This is a genomic window from Enterobacter cloacae complex sp.6700776 (genome assembly GCF_048284255.1).
GTDB lineage: Bacteria > Pseudomonadota > Gammaproteobacteria > Enterobacterales > Enterobacteriaceae > Enterobacter > Enterobacter intestinihominis.
In genome coordinates this window covers 223,636-240,683 of the sequence record NZ_JBLVYK010000007.1, presented here as the reverse complement: position 1 = coordinate 240,683, position 17,048 = coordinate 223,636, and the positions used below count along the sequence as shown (strand labels likewise).

General features: G+C 55.5%; 14 protein-coding genes and 1 riboswitch. Of the genes, 9 read left to right on the top strand and 5 right to left on the bottom strand.

Translation table 11 applies throughout. From position 1 onward, the window contains the following. Window positions 1-236 precede the first annotated feature (236 nt). A complete protein-coding gene (locus ACNQ0T_RS13650) occupies window positions 237-902 on the top strand; it encodes a DUF1190 family protein (protein WP_006811983.1) in 666 nt (221 codons plus the stop codon). A gap of 2 nt (window positions 903-904) precedes the next feature. Next, window positions 905-2,065, top strand: a complete 1,161-nt coding sequence (locus ACNQ0T_RS13645) for a glutathionylspermidine synthase family protein (RefSeq protein ID WP_022649428.1) — start codon at window positions 905-907, stop codon at window positions 2,063-2,065. 81 nt (window positions 2,066-2,146) lie between these two features. Here ACNQ0T_RS13645 and ygiD read toward each other — a convergent pair whose 3' ends face one another. Next, a complete protein-coding gene (gene ygiD / locus ACNQ0T_RS13640) occupies window positions 2,147-2,935 on the bottom strand; it encodes a 4,5-DOPA dioxygenase extradiol (protein WP_045307992.1) in 789 nt (262 codons plus the stop codon). A 130-nt stretch (window positions 2,936-3,065) separates the two neighbouring features. On the opposite strand from ygiD, the gene zupT reads away from it, so the two are divergent. The 5 genes from zupT (at window position 3,066) to ACNQ0T_RS13615 (ending at window position 9,003) form a co-directional block, all read left to right on the top strand. Beyond that, entirely contained in the window at window positions 3,066-3,839 is a 774-nt protein-coding gene (gene zupT / locus ACNQ0T_RS13635; protein WP_022649430.1) for a zinc transporter ZupT, read from the top strand. Between the two features lie 266 nt (window positions 3,840-4,105). Then, window positions 4,106-4,666, top strand: a complete 561-nt coding sequence (locus ACNQ0T_RS13630; RefSeq protein WP_022649431.1) for a fimbrial protein — start codon at window positions 4,106-4,108, stop codon at window positions 4,664-4,666. 76 nt (window positions 4,667-4,742) lie between these two features. After that, window positions 4,743-7,187, top strand: a complete 2,445-nt coding sequence (locus ACNQ0T_RS13625; protein ID WP_417930142.1) for a fimbria/pilus outer membrane usher protein — start codon at window positions 4,743-4,745, stop codon at window positions 7,185-7,187. 9 nt (window positions 7,188-7,196) lie between these two features. Continuing rightward, window positions 7,197-7,958, top strand: a complete 762-nt coding sequence (locus tag ACNQ0T_RS13620; protein WP_023298622.1) for a molecular chaperone — start codon at window positions 7,197-7,199, stop codon at window positions 7,956-7,958. Further along, entirely contained in the window at window positions 7,942-9,003 is a 1,062-nt protein-coding gene (locus ACNQ0T_RS13615) for a type 1 fimbrial protein (protein ID WP_417930138.1), read from the top strand. The genes ACNQ0T_RS13620 and ACNQ0T_RS13615 overlap by 17 nt, the downstream gene beginning before the upstream one ends. Before the next feature lie 44 nt (window positions 9,004-9,047). Here ACNQ0T_RS13615 and ribB read toward each other — a convergent pair whose 3' ends face one another. Then, a complete protein-coding gene (ribB, locus tag ACNQ0T_RS13610) occupies window positions 9,048-9,701 on the bottom strand; it encodes a 3,4-dihydroxy-2-butanone-4-phosphate synthase (RefSeq protein WP_003862538.1) in 654 nt (217 codons plus the stop codon). Window positions 9,702-9,806: 105 nt separating this feature from the next. Beyond that, window positions 9,807-9,957, bottom strand: a riboswitch (FMN riboswitch). A 120-nt stretch (window positions 9,958-10,077) separates the two neighbouring features. On the opposite strand from ribB, the gene ubiK reads away from it, so the two are divergent. Beyond that, window positions 10,078-10,374 (top strand): ubiquinone biosynthesis accessory factor UbiK, encoded by a 297-nt coding sequence (gene ubiK / locus ACNQ0T_RS13605; protein ID WP_000566823.1) that lies wholly within the window; start codon window positions 10,078-10,080, stop codon window positions 10,372-10,374. Between the two features lie 114 nt (window positions 10,375-10,488). On the opposite strand, the gene hldE is transcribed toward ubiK, so the two are convergent. The 3 genes from hldE to ACNQ0T_RS13590 are packed head-to-tail and all read right to left on the bottom strand — an operon-like array spanning window position 10,489 to window position 16,138. Continuing rightward, entirely contained in the window at window positions 10,489-11,919 is a 1,431-nt protein-coding gene (hldE, locus tag ACNQ0T_RS13600) for a bifunctional D-glycero-beta-D-manno-heptose-7-phosphate kinase/D-glycero-beta-D-manno-heptose 1-phosphate adenylyltransferase HldE (protein WP_165715838.1), read from the bottom strand. A 40-nt stretch (window positions 11,920-11,959) separates the two neighbouring features. Further along, complete coding sequence (glnE, locus tag ACNQ0T_RS13595) at window positions 11,960-14,815, bottom strand: bifunctional [glutamate--ammonia ligase]-adenylyl-L-tyrosine phosphorylase/[glutamate--ammonia-ligase] adenylyltransferase (RefSeq protein ID WP_154051798.1); 2,856 nt, start codon at window positions 14,813-14,815, stop codon at window positions 11,960-11,962. A gap of 21 nt (window positions 14,816-14,836) precedes the next feature. Beyond that, a complete protein-coding gene (locus ACNQ0T_RS13590) occupies window positions 14,837-16,138 on the bottom strand; it encodes an inorganic triphosphatase (RefSeq protein ID WP_063163859.1) in 1,302 nt (433 codons plus the stop codon). A gap of 237 nt (window positions 16,139-16,375) precedes the next feature. On the opposite strand from ACNQ0T_RS13590, the gene ACNQ0T_RS13585 reads away from it, so the two are divergent. Then, window positions 16,376-16,996: a TIGR04211 family SH3 domain-containing protein gene (locus ACNQ0T_RS13585; protein ID WP_001303390.1), complete on the top strand. Its 621-nt coding sequence runs from the start codon at window positions 16,376-16,378 to the stop codon at window positions 16,994-16,996. Window positions 16,997-17,048 lie beyond the last annotated feature (52 nt).

Sequence of the window (17,048 nt, the reverse complement as noted above, 5' to 3'; positions counted from 1 at the left end):
TTTACAGCCGGACCAGGGCATCGCTGACAGCCCTCAGTCATTTAGAAAGCAACTTTATTGCTTCTGCATAAAAAAATTACTGGGGATCCCTCAGCCCACAGGGAGAGGGAGCACATTAATCCCCCCCGAACGTAAGCCAACGTAAAGATCCCCCGGATTTCGCCCCTCTTCGCTTCATTTTCAACCACTCATCCTCTATCCTGAGCGTTAATACCCCTGGGTCCTGGAAGACAAATATGAAACGGACAAAAACGATGAATCACGCGTCGTTCCGCAAAAGCTGGAACGCACGCCACCTGACACCTGTCGCGCTGGCGGTCACCGCCGTCTTTATGCTGGCAGGCTGTGAGCAAAGCGACGAAACGGTGTCGCTCTATCAAAACGCTGACGATTGTGCGAGCGCAACCGGTAAAGCCGCCGAGTGTACGACGGCCTATAACAACGCCCTGAAAGAGGCAGAACGTACCGCGCCGAAATATGCCTCACGCGAAGACTGTGTAGCCGAATTCGGCGAAGGCCAGTGCCAGCAGGCTCCTGCTCAGGCAGGTATGGCGCCGGAAAACCAGGCGCAGGCACAGTCCAGCGGTAGCTTCTGGATGCCTCTGATGGCGGGTTATATGATGGGCCGTCTGATGAGCGGCGGCGCGGGCTACCAGCAGCAACCGCTGTTTAGTTCTAAAAACCCAAACAGCCCGGCGTACGGTAAATACACCGATGCCACCGGCAAGGGTTACGGTGCGGCAACGCCTGGCCGTACGATGACCGTACCGAAAACCGCGATGGCACCGAAACCAGCCACTACCAGCACCATTACCCGTGGCGGCTTCGGTGAGTCTGTGGCGAAACAAACCACCATGCAGCGTAGTGCGACCGGCTCTTCGACTCGCTCAATGGGCGGCTGATCATGGAACGAGTCAGTATTGTCGAGCGCCCGGACTGGCGCGAAAAAGCCACCGAATACGGTTTCAACTTTCACACCATGTACGGCGAGCCGTACTGGTGTGAAGACGCTTACTATAAGCTCACGCTCGCGCAGGTCGAAAAGCTTGAAGAGGTGACCGCAGAACTGCACCAGATGTGCCTGAAGGTGGTAGAGAAAGTCATCGACAGCGATGAGCTGATGACCAAATTCCGCATTCCGAAGCACACCTGGAGCTTTGTTCGTCAGTCCTGGAAAACGAACCAGCCTTCGCTCTACTCTCGCCTCGATTTGGCATGGGATGGCGTGGGTGAACCGAAGCTTTTAGAAAACAACGCAGATACGCCAACCTCCCTGTACGAAGCCGCGTTCTTCCAGTGGATCTGGCTGGAAGATCAGGCGAATGCCGGAAACTTGCCGGAAGGCAGCGACCAGTTCAACAGCCTTCAGGAAAAACTGATTGAGCGTTTCGCCGAACTGCGTGAACAGCACGGTTTCAACCTGTTGCACCTCGCCTGCTGTCGCGATACCGAAGAAGATCGCGGTACGGTTCAGTATTTGCAGGACTGCGCAGCCGAAGCGGAAGTGGCGACGGAATTCCTCTATATCGAAGAGATCGGTTTAGGTGAAAAAGGTCAGTTTACGGACACGCAGGATCAGGTGATCAGCAACCTGTTCAAGCTCTACCCGTGGGAATACATGCTGCGCGAAATGTTTTCTACCAAGCTGGAAGACGCCGGTGTGCGCTGGCTGGAACCAGCCTGGAAGAGCATTATCTCCAATAAAGCCCTGCTGCCGATGCTGTGGGAGATGTTCCCGAACCACCCGAACCTGCTGCCTGCTTACTTTGCCGAAGATGATTTCCCGCCGATGGAGAAATACGTCGTTAAGCCAATCTTCTCCCGTGAAGGCGCGAACGTCTCGATTATCGAAAACGGTAAAACGCTGGAAGCGGTTGAAGGGCCGTACGGTGAGGAAGGGATGATCGTCCAGGCGTTTTATCAACTGCCGAAGTTTGGCGACAGCTATACGCTGATCGGCAGCTGGCTTATTAACGATCAGCCTGCCGGGATTGGTATTCGCGAAGATCGCGCGCTGATTACGCAGGATCTTTCGCGTTTCTACCCGCATATTTTTATTGAATAAGACTTGCCGGGTGGCGGCTTCGCCTTACCCGGCCTACATGTCGAGCGTAGGCCCGGTAAGCGCAGCGCCACCGGGCATGTTTTACCCCACCTGCACCGACAGCATACTCAAGCTCCCCATCTCAATACCGTCGACCGGTGTTGTAATAACCTCCTGACCGTCCCATGCGCCTAATACATACAGCAATGGCAAGAAGTGTTCCGGCGTCGGGTTAGAGAGCGAACCGCCGTCGTGATCCAGATAGTTCACCAAAGGGTGCCGTTCGACCGGCCCTTGCCAGGTCAGGTTGTCTTTTACATAGTCATTAAAGGCTGTTGCCCAAGGGTACGGCGTATTTTCACCGTGCCAGCGTACCGTACGCAGATTGTGTACCACGTTGCCACTGGCAATCAGCATGATGCCCTCATCACGAAGCGAAGCCAGCTTACGCCCTATCTCCATATGCCAGGCAGCCGGTTTGGTGCTGTCGATACTCAGTTGCACCATCGGGATATCCGCATCAGGATACATCTTAATCAGCACGCCCCACGAGCCATGGTCAAAGCCCCAGGCCTCTTTATCCAGGGTGACCGGGAAAGGTGCCAGCAAATCCACCAGCGTTTGCGCCAGCTCAGGCGAACCGGGGGCCGGATAATGCGTATCGTACAGCGCCTGCGGAAAACCGCCAAAATCATGGATCGTTTTTGGCGCTTCCATGGCCGTCACGCCGGTACCCCGGGTAAACCAGTGCGCAGAGACCACCACAATTGCCTTCGGACGCGGTAACGTCTTACCCAGTTGACACCAGGCGCGGGTATAGACGTTATCTTCCAGAACGTTCATGGGGCTGCCATGGCCTAAAAACAGTGCTGGCATACGAGAAGGAGACATGGTGATATCCTTAGAGGAAGTGACAAAGTGATGGGCCTACATTACGCGCATTCAGGTGAAGATGAACGTAGATAACCGTGAAGATCATCATCAGGAAATTTGAATGCCAGATATCGCTTAAGGAGAATGCATGTCAGTACCTTTGATTTTGACCTTACTTGCGGGCGCCGCGACCTTTATCGGTGCGTTCCTTGGGGTACTCGGTCAAAAACCCTCTAATCGCCTGCTGGCCTTCTCGCTGGGTTTCGCCGCCGGGATTATGCTGCTTATCTCGCTGATGGAGATGCTGCCCGCCGCGCTTCACGCCGAAGGGATGTCGCCTGTTCTGGGCTATGGCATGTTTATCATTGGCCTGCTGGGTTATTTTGCACTCGACCGTATCCTTCCTCACGCGCACCCGCAGGATCTAATGCAAAAAAGCGTTGCCCCCATCCCTGGCAATATCAAACGCACGGCCATTCTGCTGACGCTGGGTATCAGCCTGCATAACTTTCCGGAAGGTATCGCCACCTATGTCACGGCCAGCAGCAACCTGGAAATGGGTTTTGGTGTCGCGCTGGCCGTTGCTTTGCACAATATTCCTGAAGGACTTGCCGTTGCCGGGCCCGTTTATGCCGCCACGGGTTCAAAACGTACAGCTGTCTTTTGGGCGGGTATCTCCGGGATGGCTGAAATTCTCGGCGGCGTGCTGGCGTGGCTGATCCTCGGTAGCCTCGTATCCCCGGTTGTAATGGCTGCAATTATGGCTGCCGTGGCCGGAATTATGGTCGCGCTCTCTGTCGATGAGCTGATGCCGCTGGCAAAAGAGATCGATCCCAACAATAACCCAAGCTACGGCGTGCTGTGTGGAATGTCAGTGATGGGGATGAGTCTGGTTCTGCTACAAACGGCAGGTATTGGTTAAGAATTAATGCCTCCGTTTCATACGGAGGCATTATACTATTCAAAATAACAATCCTATATATTTACCCTATAATAACCCACCAAATATAAACCCATTAGAATTTCAAAAAAAGGCGTCTCTTAAGATAGCCTGAAAATATTAATTAAAAGCACCTACAAATATATTTAAGTCACGTTAATCGCGTATTCCCACCCCAATCCGTATACTTTGCAAGTATTCTGAAATTAATATTCACATTATGAATCACTCTGAAAAAGGATATTTCCATGTATATGGGTAAGAAATTACTGTTAGCAGCGGCTATGGCTGGCATTGTGTCGGGTTCTGCTTTTGCTGAAGATCAAGGCTCTGGCAAAATCAAATTCAAAGGTGTTGTTATTGACGCACCGTGCAGCATCGCACCAGACAGCGTTGATAAAGAAGTCGATCTGGGTGAAGTGACTACGGCCGTTATCAACGCCAACAAAAAATCCACGCCGGTTCCGGTCGATATTAATCTGGAAAACTGCCAGCTTGACGATCCGGCAGACGAAACCGACACGCCAATTACCAAAGTGGATGTCACCTTCACCAGCGCAGCGACAGACGCGACAGACACCAGCCTGATGAGTAACACCTATGCAAGTGGTGCGCAGAACGTGGGTGTACGTCTGCTGGATAATGCGGAGGCTGCTATCACGCTGGGAGAATCCAACGAGGTTGAGTTGCTGGCAGGATCAACCACCCAGACGCTGCATTTCAAAGCGGTTATGGAAGTCCCCACGGGTAAAACTGCGACGGCAGGCCAGGTTGAAGCCACGGCTAACTACGTCCTGTTGTACAAATAATTCTGTTACGTAACAGTATTAGCCGACTGGTAATTCATGCCGGTCGGCATCCTTTATATATTTGAGTAACAGGATGATGACATACAAATTACAATGGATAATCATCATTGCATCCCTGTTAATGACGAGACTTACCTCTGCCACTGAATTTAATATAAACGCCATCGATAAAGATCAGCGCGGCAGCGTCGATTTATCACGTTTTAAAGATCAAATATCGGTTACGCCGGGAAGCTATTTCGTTACCGTTTCAGTTAATGATATTCCGCTGGCAAATGGCTGGCTCCTTCGCTGGAGAGAAATAAATAACGCGGTTCAGGTCTGTATTCCTCCCGAACTGGCCGATACATTTGCGTTACAGGATGAGGTTCGTCACGCTTTGCCAGAAAAAGAGGGATGCGTTGATTTCGCCGCCAGACCAGACATCAGATTTACGTTTGAGCAAGATAGCCAATCCCTGAATGTGACGATCCCCCAGGCGTGGCTGCAATACCGTGCGGTGGACTGGATGCCGCCATCCACCTGGGACAACGGCGTGCCGGGCGTACTGCTGGATTACAATCTTTTTGCCAGCCATTATCAGCCCAATAGCGGCAGCAGCAATAACAACGCCAATACCTATGGCACCGTTGGTGCGAACATGGGCGCGTGGCGCCTGCGAAGCGATTACCAGTACACGCGAAGCGATACTGAAGCAGGCTCAGAGCAGGATGGCCGTTTTTCACGCGTTTATATGTTCCGCCCTCTGCCCTCAATCGGAGCGAAACTGACGCTGGGTGAAACGGATTTACAGTCCGCAATTTTTGACGCCTTTACCTATACCGGCGCATCGCTAATCAGCGAAGAACGTATGCTGCCATGGTCGCTGCGCGGCTATGCCCCGCAGATTACCGGGATAGCGCAAACCAACGCCACGGTGACCGTAAGCCTTGCCGATCGCGTGATTTACCAAAGTAAAGTACCACCAGGCCCGTTTGTTATTCAGGATCTTAACCAGTCGGTTCAGGGCACGCTGGACGTCAAAGTCACGGAAGAGGACGGCCGCGTCAGCACCTTCCAGGTCTCTGCCGAGTCCGTGCCGTTTTTAACGCGCAAGGGTCAGGTTCGCTACAAGTTCGCGGCGGGTAAAGCGCGCCAGGGTGCCTCCCATGACGTTGAAGATAACGCCTTCATGAGCGGCGAATTTTCCTGGGGCATGCTGTCACACACCTCCCTGTATGGCGGCACGCTGACTGATGGCGACGGTTATCGTTCCGTCGCTGCCGGGATCGGCCAGAATATGGCCTGGCTGGGGGCGCTCTCTTTTGACGTCACGCAGGCCACCAGCCAGCTGCCACACCAGCGCAGTCAGACGGGTTACAGCTATCGCATTAACTACAGCAAGCGTTTCGATACCACCGGCAGTCAGCTTACGCTTGCCAGCTACCGCTACTCAGACCCCCAGTTTTTGAGCTACGCCCGCTACCTTGATTATGACGACGGTGACCGCCAGTCGGAGAAACAAACCCTGAGCGTGACGGCAAGCCAGTACATTTCAGCGTTATCCCTGAACCTGTACGTCAACATGCTGCGTCAGACATGGTGGAATGATTCACCTTCCACGACCGGCAGCATCACGGCGGGCTACAACTTTGATATGGGCCGCTGGAAGAACCTCGGCGTAACCCTGTCCTGGAGTAAAACGCATTACGATGAGGAAGACGAAAGTGACGATACTCAGTTCTATCTCTCGCTCAGCGTACCGCTCGATCCCGATCATCGTCTTAACTATGACCTGCGTAACAGCGACACGCTGAGTCATAACGTGTCGTGGTATGACACGTCGGATCGCAATAATACCTCGGGCGTTTCCGCAGGCGCGGAGAGCGGAAAGCCAGATTCCGGCGCGCAGGTCAGCGGGAATTATCAGCATTATTCTACGTACGGCGATCTCAATCTCTCAGGCAGCTATAAAGCTGACGAATATAACTCCCTCAGCGCGAGCTGGAGTGGTTCCTTCACCTCAACGGCGAAAGGCGCCGCGCTGCACCGGCGCAGCTACGGTAATGAACCTCGTGTGATGGTCAGCACCGACGGGGTAGGCAACATCCCGCTGAACATGTCGCGAGATGAGACCAACCGTTTTGGCATCGGCGTTTTACCGTCATTCTCCAGCTATTCCCCCTCCAGCGTGCAGGTCAATCTGAACAACCTCCCTGATGGCGTGGACGTAGACAACCGCGTCGTGACCTCAACCTGGACTGAGGGAGCCATTGGTTATCGTCAGATTGCCACGCGCGCAGGTAAGGACGTGACAGGCGTTCTGCGAATGTCATCAGGAGCGCCACCTCTCGGGGCGATTGTTCGCCTGGAAGCAAGCAATTTGCAGGTTGGGATGGTGGCCGATGAAGGCCGCGTCTGGCTGGCCGCCGTTGAGCCAGAACAGCAGTTTCGCGTGACATGGGGCGACAACCAACAGTGTCGCTTCTCGTTACCTTCTCACTTAGAAAACAGTATGCAGTTGATACTGCCGTGTCAGTAAGAAATCATCATGAAATTAACGCCGTTTAAAAGCCTGTGCCTGATGCTAACCAGCACAGCATTTGCTACCCACGCAGCCATTAATCTGGACCGCACGCGCATTGTTTTTCCAGAAAGCGACAAGGCCAGCAGCCTGAAAGTGGACAATCAGAGCAAGGTGCTGCCTTATCTGGCGCTCTCCTGGATTGAAGATGAAAAGGGACAAAAAGAAGATACGCACTTTATGGCGCTTCCCCCCATTCAACGTATCGAAGCGGGCACCTCGTCGCAGATAAGGATTGTTAAACAAGCCGCTACTCGCCAGCTGCCAGGAGACAGGGAATCGCTGTTTTATTTCAACCTGCGTGAAGTACCGCCAAAAAACACCAGCGCCAGCGAGGAGCGCAGCGTGATGCAGGTAGCAATGCAGAGCCGAATTAAGCTGTTCTGGCGTCCAGAAGCGATTAGCAAAAAATCCGGCGAACTGACTGAAATGCGAATGGAAATTTCCGCCAACGCGAATGGGCTCACGGTCCACAACCCTACGCCGTACTACATCACGCTGGCGTGGCTGAGCAAAAATGCTAAAACCATGCTGCCGGGTTTTGACAGTCTGATGATTGCGCCTTTCGCCACGGCAACCGCGTCTACCGGCGATTACCACGGTAGTTATTACAGCATCGGCTATATCGACGATTACGGTGCACTGAAAAAAGTCGACGTGCAGTGCACCGGAACGGCGCAATGTAAACTTACCGAACGGAAAATCGATAAAGATGCGAAAGCTCGCTAGTGTCCTGCTTACATTGCTGCTTTCAGCGCTGCCTTTGGAAGATGCGATGGCGCTTAACTGTTATCTGGGTGGCTCTGGCGGTTCCGTCGAGGAGACAAAAACGATCTCCCCCTTTGCCATACCCAGCAACGCCCAAATTGGCCAAAAAATATGGGAGTCTGATGACATTAAGATTCCGGTGACGTGTGATAACAACGTCTCGAGCAATTTTAAGCCGGAAGATGTCTTTGCCTGGGTAAACCCTTATCCTGCCGCAACCGATCCCTACTATGAACTGGGCGTCACCTATGAAGGCATAGATTACGATGCCACAGGCCAGCCCAACGGCGTGGATACCCGCCAGTGCCTGGACAACGATAACATCACTATTTACACCCCTGCTCAAATCCGCCAGATGGGGTGGGAGAATCGCATTTGCTCTGGTAATCCGAATGATATCCATATTTCGCGCACGTTCGTCGCCCGATTACGACTTTTCGTGAGAATAAAGGCTGTGCCGCCGCATGGCTATGTCAGTTCGCTCAGCGATTACATCGTTGTGCAATTTGACGGTAAGGGCGGCGTTAATCAGATGGCCGACGCGAAGAACCTGAAGTATCACATCAACGGGCTGCAAAACATTACGGTCCTTGATTGCGGGGCGACGTTTAGCATTTACCCTGAGAATCAGGAGATCGACTTCGGCACTTTCAGTGCGCGCGACATTGTGAATCAGCAGAAGCGTATTCGCATGTTTTCAATACGAACCACCAAAGTGCAGGATGCCCAGTGCTCGGACGGATTTAAGATGGACTCGTCATTTTACACAACCGAAACGCTCAGCGCAGACGACACCGCGGTACTGATAGGGAATGGGTTAAAGCTGCGTATTCTTAACGGAACGGAGCCTTACACATTCAACCAGTACAAGGAATACGCCGATTTTACGGGCGATATGATGAATCTTGAGCAAAACTACACGGCTGAACTTTCGCGGGATGAAGGAAAAGCGATTCAGTCCGGGCCGTTTGAAACCGTGGTACTGTTCAAAATTAACTACCACTAGAAACAAAAAAGCCGGGTTTCCCCGGCTTTTTCACATCAGCATGTTCAGCTGGCTTTACGCTCATGCGCCCGGCGGTATTCAACCAGATCTTCAATCGTCACCACTGGCATATTGTGCAGACGCGCAAAGGTGATGCACTCCGGCGCGCGCGCCATGGTGCCATCATCGTTGGTCAGTTCGCACAGCACGCCTGCGGGTTTGAAGCCAGCCAGCGTCACCAGATCGATGGTCGCTTCGGTATGACCACCACGGGTCAGCACGCCGCCCGGCTGCGCGCGCAGCGGGAAGACATGACCAGGGCGGTGCAGATCGGAGGGTTTTGCACCATCAGCAATCGCTGCACGCACGGTAGTCAGGCGGTCAGCCGCCGACACCCCGGTGGTGACGCCATGTGCCGCTTCAATGGTCACGGTGAAGCCGGTACCAAAGGCGCTGGTGTTGTTTTCAACCATCATCGGCAGATCAAGCTGCTGGCGACGGTCTTCGGTGATGCACAGGCATACGATGCCGCTACCGTGACGGATGGTCAGCGCCATCTGCTCAACGGTCATGTTCTCGGCGGCAAAAATCATGTCGCCTTCGTTTTCACGGTTTTCATCGTCAAGCACCATCACACCGCGGCCTTCGCGCAGTGCATCCAGTGCATGTTCAACACGTTGAGTTGAAGTGCCAAAAGAGGAAAGTAGCGTCTGATTCATGGTAAAAAAACCTCATTAACTTTATGGTTACCAGAATCAGGGCAGTCTTAGGAGCGCCGTACAAGCGGCAAAAAAATAACGTGAGCGGGCCTTGCCCGACTGGATCGTTACTCTCTCCCATCCGGACTCTAACCGTCGGCCCCGGAATTACACCGGATCTGCTGACCTTTGAGAATTCACCCAAAGCGCTCGCGGGCTTTCAGCGTTAAGCTGATTTACCGCCGGTGGGGAATTTCGCCCCGCCCTGAGAATAAGCGAGATAACTATAACGCTATTGATTACCCTGGGCAATGCATAAGCTTCAAACAATTTTGTTTAACCCGCGGCATGACGCGCTACAATAGGCACTAACACCTTTTCATCAAGGGAAACGACAATGATTGACCCAAAGAAAATTGAGCAGATCGCGCGTCAGGTTCATGAGTCCATGCCGAAAGGTATTCGTGAGTTTGGTGATGACGTTGAGAAGAAAATTCGCCAGACGTTGCAGGCACAGTTGGTTCGCCTTGATTTAGTCAGCCGCGAAGAGTTTGACGTGCAGACGCAGGTGCTGCTGCGCACCCGCGAGAAGCTGGCGCTGCTGGAACAGCGTCTGAGCGAGCTGGAGAGCCGCAATGCGCCGGAAGAGGTGAAGCCAGCGCCAGCTATTCCACCGGTGGATGACCAGGCATAGTGCGGCCTGTTGTGCCCGGTGGCGGCTACGCCTTACCGGGCCTACATGAACGCGTAGGTCGGGTAAGGCGCAGCCGCCACCCGACATAAAAAAACGGGCCAACTGGCCCGTTTTTTACTGACTGTCTTTCTGGATCTTCTTAATGATGTTGGTGGTTGAACACCCGTCCTCAAAGTTGAGCACCATCACTTCACCGCCATTCGCCCAGACCTCTTCGCTACCTGCGATTTGCTCTGGTTTGTAATCACCGCCCTTCACCAGCAGGTCAGGCAGAATTCCGGCAATCAGGCGCTGCGGGGTGTCTTCTTCAAATGAGACCACCCAGTCCACCGCTTCCAGCGCGCCGAGCACTATCATGCGCTGCTCCAGCGGGTTCACCGGACGCGTTTCACCCTTCAGACGTTTGGTTGAGGCATCGCTGTTGACCGCCACAATCAGGCGGTCGCCCAGCTTGCGCGCATTCGCCAGATACGAGACATGACCCGCATGCAGGATGTCGAACACGCCGTTCGTCATCACCACTTTTTCACCGCGTTTGCGCGCGGCGGCAACGGCCACTTTCAGCTCGTGTTCGGTCATGACGCCAAAGCCGGTATCCGCACGCCCACGCACCGCATTTTCCAGCTCGATTGGCGAAACGGTGGAGGTTCCGAGTTTACCGACGACCACGCCCGCCGCGGCGTTCGCGAAGTAGCACGCTTCTTCCAGAGTGTTACCCGCCGCCAGCGTCGCCGCCAGCACGCCGATCACCGTATCACCGGCACCGGTCACGTCGTACACTTCCTGCGCCTGGGTTGGCATATGCAGCGGCGCCTTGCCCGGTTGCAGCAGCGTCATGCCCTGTTCGGAACGGGTCACCAGCAGCGCAGACAGCTCGAAATCAGCGATGATTTTCATGCCGCGCTCAACCAGCTCTTCTTCAGTTTTGCACTTGCCCGCCACCGCTTCGAACTCAGAGAGGTTGGGCGTCAGCAGGGTTGCGCCGCGATAGCGCTCGAAATCGGTGCCTTTCGGGTCGATCAGCACCGGAACGCTGGCTTTGCGCGCCAGCTGGATCATGGTCTGTACGCTCGCCAGCGCGCCTTTGGCATAATCAGACAGCACCAGCGCGCCGATATTGCCCAGCGCCTGGCTAATGCGCTCATGCAGCGGCTCAGGATCAACGCCTTCGAACCCTTCTTCAAAGTCGAGGCGGATCAGCTGCTGGTTACGCGACAGCACGCGCAGCTTGGTGATGGTTGGGTGGGTCGGAACAGAAACGAAGTCGCACTTCACGTTCACGTCCGCCAGCGACTGGCTCAGCGCACGCGCCGCATCGTCAATGCCGGTCAGGCCCACCAGACGCGAATGCGCGCCCAGCGAGGCTATGTTCATCGCCACGTTTGCCGCGCCGCCTGGACGTTCTTCAATGGTGTCGACCTTAACTACCGGCACCGGCGCTTCCGGAGAGATACGGCTGGTCGGCCCATACCAGTAGCGATCCAGCATCACATCCCCGACAACCATAACTCCAGCACGTTCAAACTCTGGCAGTGTTACTTTCATTCCTGACTCCAGAAAGATTCACAATTTGCGCGCGATAATATCACACTTGTTTTGTTACGCACGGTTCCACCAGCCACTTCTGCCAGCTTGCGGTCACCTGCGCGCGTTCATCGGTGAAACCGTCCAGCGCCACATGGCCCGGCTGTTCCTGTAAGGCCAGATGGTGCAGCTCGTCACGCAGCGTGGTGTAGGCGCGGGTTAATGCCTGCGCCTCCTGCTCATCCATAATGTCGTTCTGCGCCAGCAGTTCCAGTATGCGCACGTTATCCGACCAGCGGGTCAGCTTCGGCTTATCGTGCGCGTGCAACAGCACCAGATACTGAGTGATAAACTCAATATCGGTAATCCCGCCCTCATCAGCTTTGATATCAAAGCGATCGCGATGTTTGTTGCCAAGGTGCGCGCGCATTTTCTCACGCATTTCCCGCACTTCGGTTTGCAGCGTACAGCCTTCGCGCGGGGTCGTCATGACCGCCTTGCGGATCGCATCGAACTGCGTTTTGAGCTGCGGATCGCCGTACACCACGCGGGCGCGCACCAGCGCCTGATGCTCCCACGTCCAGGCTTCGTTCTTCTGATAGTCGGCAAAAGCCTCCGTGGAGGTAACCAGCATGCCTGCCGCGCCGGACGGGCGCAGACGCGCATCCACTTCATACAGAATGCCGGATGAGGTGCGAGTGCTGAACAGGTGCATGATGCGCTGGGCCAGGCGCAGGTAGAACTGCCGCCCGTCGATTTCGCGCTCGCCGTCGGTCATCACGTCAACCGGACAGTCGTGCAGGAAAATCAGATCCAGATCGGAGCTGTAGCCCAGCTCCCAGCCGCCCAGCTTGCCGTACCCCACCACCGCAAAACCGCGGCCTTCACGGTCAGCAAGGTGCTTCGGCTGCCCGTAGCGGGCCACCATCTGCACCCACGCCTGGTGGACCACCGCGTCGATGATCGCTTCCGCCAGCCAGGTTAAGTGATCGCTCACTTTCATTACCGGCAGAGTACCGGCGATATCTGCCGCCGCCACGCGCAACATCTGTGCCTGCTTAAACTGACGCAGCGCCTCAAGCTGTTGCTCTTCGTCCTCTTCCGGCACGCGCAGCAAATACTGACGCAGCTCGTCGCGGTAAGCATCCGTCGCCGTCGGCTGATAGAGCGTATTCGGGTCGAGCAGTTCGTCGAGCAGCAGCGGATAACGCGCCAGCTTGTTCGCCACCATCGGGGAGGCGGCGCAAAGGGAAATCAGATGCTTCAGCGCGCCGGGAAACTCACTTAACAGTTCAAGGTAGGTGGTACGCGTGACGATCCCGCTCAGGAGCGGCATCATGCGCGACAGCGGCACCGGCGCATCCTCGCGGGAGCAGACATCGCTTAGCAGATGCGGCATCAGTTGATCCAGCACCTGACGACCGCGCGGGCCAATGGCGCGTTTGTTCAGTTCGAGACGGAAATCAGCAATCAACGCCACCACGCGATGGCGGGCATCGTCGCTTAAGTGCGCCAGCACCGGCGTGGTGTCATCTTCCTGAAGCGCGTCCTGCCACAGTTCGCGCCAGTGCTCGGAGAGCGCATCGTCCTGCGATTCACTTTCGTCGTCGCCGATCAGATCGTTAAAGATGCGGCGCACGCCCGCCATATGCGCTTCCAGCCGTTCCGTCAGCGCTGCCCAGTCATCCACCCGCATCCCCCAGGCCAGACGCGCCCGGTTCAGCTCATCGCCCGGTAACGTCTGGGTTTGTTCGTCGTTGATACTTTGCAGCAAATTTTCCAGACGACGCAGGAAGAGATAAGCGTCACGCAGCGTTTGCGCGTCGCCTTCCGGCAGCAGATGCAGCTGATCGATAGCGCTGAGCGTTGGCAGCAGCGAGCGGGATTGCAGAGAAGGTTCGCGCCCGCCGCGTATCAGCTGGAAGACCTGGACGATAAATTCGATCTCACGAATACCGCCCGCGCCGAGCTTGATGTTGTCCTTCAGGCCACGGCGACGCACCTCGCGGGCAATCATCCCTTTCATATTTCGCAGGGACTGGATCACGCTAAAGTCGATGTAGCGGCGGAACACGAACGGGCGCAGCATGGCGCGCAGCTCGTTGGCGTAGGCATCGTCGCTGTCGCCCATGATCCGCGCTTTGACCATCGCGTAACGCTCCCAGTCGCGCCCCTGCTCCTGGTAATAATCTTCCAGCGCGGCAAAGCTCAGCACCAGTGGCCCGCTGTCGCCAAACGGACGCAGACGCATGTCCACGCGGTAGACAAAACCATCCTGGGTGGGCTGATCCAGCGCCTTAATCAGCCGCTGGCCGAGGCGGGTAAAGAACTGGGCGTTGTCCAGCTCGCGACGACCGCCGCGCGTGGAGCCGTTTTCCGGCCAGGCAAAAATCAGATCGATGTCTGAGGAAAAATTGAGCTCGCAGCCGCCCAGCTTGCCCATCCCCAGTATCAACAGCGGTTGCGGAACCCCGTCTTCGCTGCACGGCGTGCCCCACTCTTTACAGCAGGCGGCGTAGAGCCAATCCCGCGCGGCGACGATCAGCGTCTGCGCCAGCTCGCTCAACTGCTGCAAGGTGCTCTCTTCACTCACCAGCTCCAGCGCCTGCGCCCAGGCAATGCGTACCATCACCCGGCGGCGGAACTGACGCAGAACGCGCATCAGCGTGGGTTCATCTGCCACCTCTGCCAGCGCGGTTTGCAGCCAGCCAGCATAATGCCGCCACTCGTCAGCCTGCGGCGGCGCGCTTTCCAGCGCTGCCAGCCAGTCCGGGTTAGCGCTGACGCTCTCCTGCACAAAATCACTGAACGTGAGCACGCTTTTCGCCTGCTCGCTTAACGACGACGCGGGTAACGACTCAGGCAGGCGTTCACAAACGGTCTGCCAGTGCTGCTGTAACTGCGAAGAAAGCGGCATATCAGGGGTTCCTTGCCAGAATTAACGTTTTCCGCTGTGCAGCCAGTACGGATCCTGCGAAATGGCCTCGTTGCGGAAATGCTCGATCTCAATCTGCTGACGGGTCTCGATGGCATGCTTAAGCCCCTGCCAGTTCTCCAGCCAGGCCTGCGCCTTCACGCCCTCATACGCACCTGACAGCAGCAACATGCTGTCGATGTTACGCGCCAGGCGGGGAAGCTGATCGCCATACTGGTCGCCCAGCGGATGCGCGAAGGTGGTTCGCAGCTCGGCCGCGTGACGGGAGAGGTGGATATCCGCAAAACGTTTGAAGTTTTCCGCGATTTTAGTCTGCCCTTTCGCATCGAGGAAAATGCGCCAGCCGCGCGTCACCAGAAATTCGGTCAACGCCAGTTTCGCGCTGGCGTTTTGCGGGCTGTAGATCGCCGTTTGTGCCGACACGTCAGAAAGCATCAGCGTTTCGGTTTGAGTGAGCAGATCACGTAAGTGAGCGCTGGCTTTACGCGGTACAATACCGCCGAACAGCGCCAGGGTGTGACGCACCAGCCCCATAGCAGCGAGCACCTGTTTTTTGGCATTTTTCACGTTACGCGCCCACAGCTCCTCGTGGTACTGCCACTGAGAGAGCGCCAGCTCCAGCGCCGCTTCCATGCCCTGCTCAACGGAGGCTTTCGGCACAACGCGCAGAATCGGGGTTTCTCGCAGCACGCGCGGCGCATTCCCGGCGGCCAGGTGATAGCCGCGCGCCGCTTTACTCAGGCTGCCCTGACGCAGGCCAGGCTGGTTCACCAGCTTGCGCGCCAGCTTCAGCACGTCGCTCGCGTCGCCTTCCAGCAGTTCGAGTTCCAATTCGCAGATCGGCTCCTGCTCTTCACCAGCCTTAATTTCACCTCGATCAAACGCAATCTCAATGCGGCTCTTGCCTTCCGTCACCAGCCATTTCTCGCGCCAGAAATCGGTGCTGAACAGCGGTTGCGCCTCTGCCGACAGCGTTGCGGGCAGCGTCCCTTCCGGCCACACTTCCGCCGGAAAACGATCCAGCTCAAGTTCTGGCTTACTGATGTCGATATTGTATTCCGGACGCTGGTGCAAACCGCCCACCACGCGACCGGCGATTTTCATCGTCATCTCGTAGCGCCCGTTCGCACCACGGATGCGCAGGCCCATATCGTGGCTGCGCAGCCAGTTGTCCGGCGTTTCGTAATAGATGTTGAGCAGCTGTACGGGTTCATGGTGCTCGCCGGACAGCGTATTCAGATGCTGGCGGAGCGCGTCAGCGCTGTCTTTTTCGACGATAAACTTTAATTCGATCTCTTGTGCCATAGCCTTGTACTTTTGCGTGCGTCACAGACGCGTCGATGAAGGCGAACTTCCTCGCCATTTGTTTGTCAGTACATAGTATTTTGCGCCAAATTGCCACGCAATGAGCAATTTGACGGGCGTAAAAGTTTAAAGCGGTGGAAATCATGACACAGATGATTCCGATTGATGATGAATCCTTTGCGTAGCGACACTGATACCACTACTATCGTTCCACTTTTTATGAAAATAACGACTGATATGCTTAAATTACGCCTGATTGGACTTACTTTACTCGCTTTTAGCGCCGCAACCGCGGTCCACGCTGAAGAGAAACGTTACGTTTCTGATGAACTGAATACCTGGGTACGCAGCGGCCCTGGAGACAATTATCGCCTCGTGGGTACGGTAAATGCCGGCGAGGAAGTGACTCTGCTGCAAACTAACGCAGACACCAATTACGGTCAGGTTCGTGACAGCTCTGGCCGCACCTCATGGATCCCGCTGAAAGAGCTGAGCACGGTGCCGAGCCTGCGCACCCGCGTGCCGGACCTGGAAAATCAGGTGAAAACCCTGACCGATAAGCTGAACAACATTGACGGCACCTGGAACCAGCGCACCGCAGAGATGCAGCAGAAAGTGGCGCAAAGCGACAGCGTGATCGCCGGTCTGAAAGACGAAAATCAGAAGCTGAAAAATGAGCTCATCGTCGCGCAGAAGAAAGTGAACGCCGCGAATCTACAGCTGGATGACAAACAACGCACCATCATCATGCAGTGGTTTATGTATGGCGGCGGGGTGCTGGGCGTCGGTCTGGTGCTGGGTCTGGTGCTTCCTCACCTTATCCCAAGCCGTAAACGTAAAGACCGCTGGATGAACTAACTCGTCTTCTCTGCCACACTTACGTATCATCTTGCGAAAAGAGAAAACGGGA

Excerpts from the sequence above, each read along its gene's own strand:
- ACNQ0T_RS13650 (WP_006811983.1), top strand. The coding sequence starts at position 237 with ATGAAACGGACAAAAACGATGAATCACGCGTCGTTCCGCAAAAGCTGG.
- ACNQ0T_RS13645 (WP_022649428.1), top strand. The coding sequence starts at position 905 with ATGGAACGAGTCAGTATTGTCGAGCGCCCGGACTGGCGCGAAAAAGCC.
- ygiD (WP_045307992.1), bottom strand. The coding sequence starts at position 2,935 with ATGTCTCCTTCTCGTATGCCAGCACTGTTTTTAGGCCATGGCAGCCCC.
- zupT (WP_022649430.1), top strand. The coding sequence starts at position 3,066 with ATGTCAGTACCTTTGATTTTGACCTTACTTGCGGGCGCCGCGACCTTT.
- ACNQ0T_RS13630 (WP_022649431.1), top strand. The coding sequence starts at position 4,106 with ATGTATATGGGTAAGAAATTACTGTTAGCAGCGGCTATGGCTGGCATT.
- ACNQ0T_RS13625 (WP_417930142.1), top strand. The coding sequence starts at position 4,743 with ATGACATACAAATTACAATGGATAATCATCATTGCATCCCTGTTAATG.
- ACNQ0T_RS13620 (WP_023298622.1), top strand. The coding sequence starts at position 7,197 with ATGAAATTAACGCCGTTTAAAAGCCTGTGCCTGATGCTAACCAGCACA.
- ACNQ0T_RS13615 (WP_417930138.1), top strand. The coding sequence starts at position 7,942 with ATGCGAAAGCTCGCTAGTGTCCTGCTTACATTGCTGCTTTCAGCGCTG.
- ribB (WP_003862538.1), bottom strand. The coding sequence starts at position 9,701 with ATGAATCAGACGCTACTTTCCTCTTTTGGCACTTCAACTCAACGTGTT.
- ubiK (WP_000566823.1), top strand. The coding sequence starts at position 10,078 with ATGATTGACCCAAAGAAAATTGAGCAGATCGCGCGTCAGGTTCATGAG.
- hldE (WP_165715838.1), bottom strand. The coding sequence starts at position 11,919 with ATGAAAGTAACACTGCCAGAGTTTGAACGTGCTGGAGTTATGGTTGTC.
- glnE (WP_154051798.1), bottom strand. The coding sequence starts at position 14,815 with ATGCCGCTTTCTTCGCAGTTACAGCAGCACTGGCAGACCGTTTGTGAA.
- ACNQ0T_RS13590 (WP_063163859.1), bottom strand. The coding sequence starts at position 16,138 with ATGGCACAAGAGATCGAATTAAAGTTTATCGTCGAAAAAGACAGCGCT.
- ACNQ0T_RS13585 (WP_001303390.1), top strand. The coding sequence starts at position 16,376 with ATGCTTAAATTACGCCTGATTGGACTTACTTTACTCGCTTTTAGCGCC.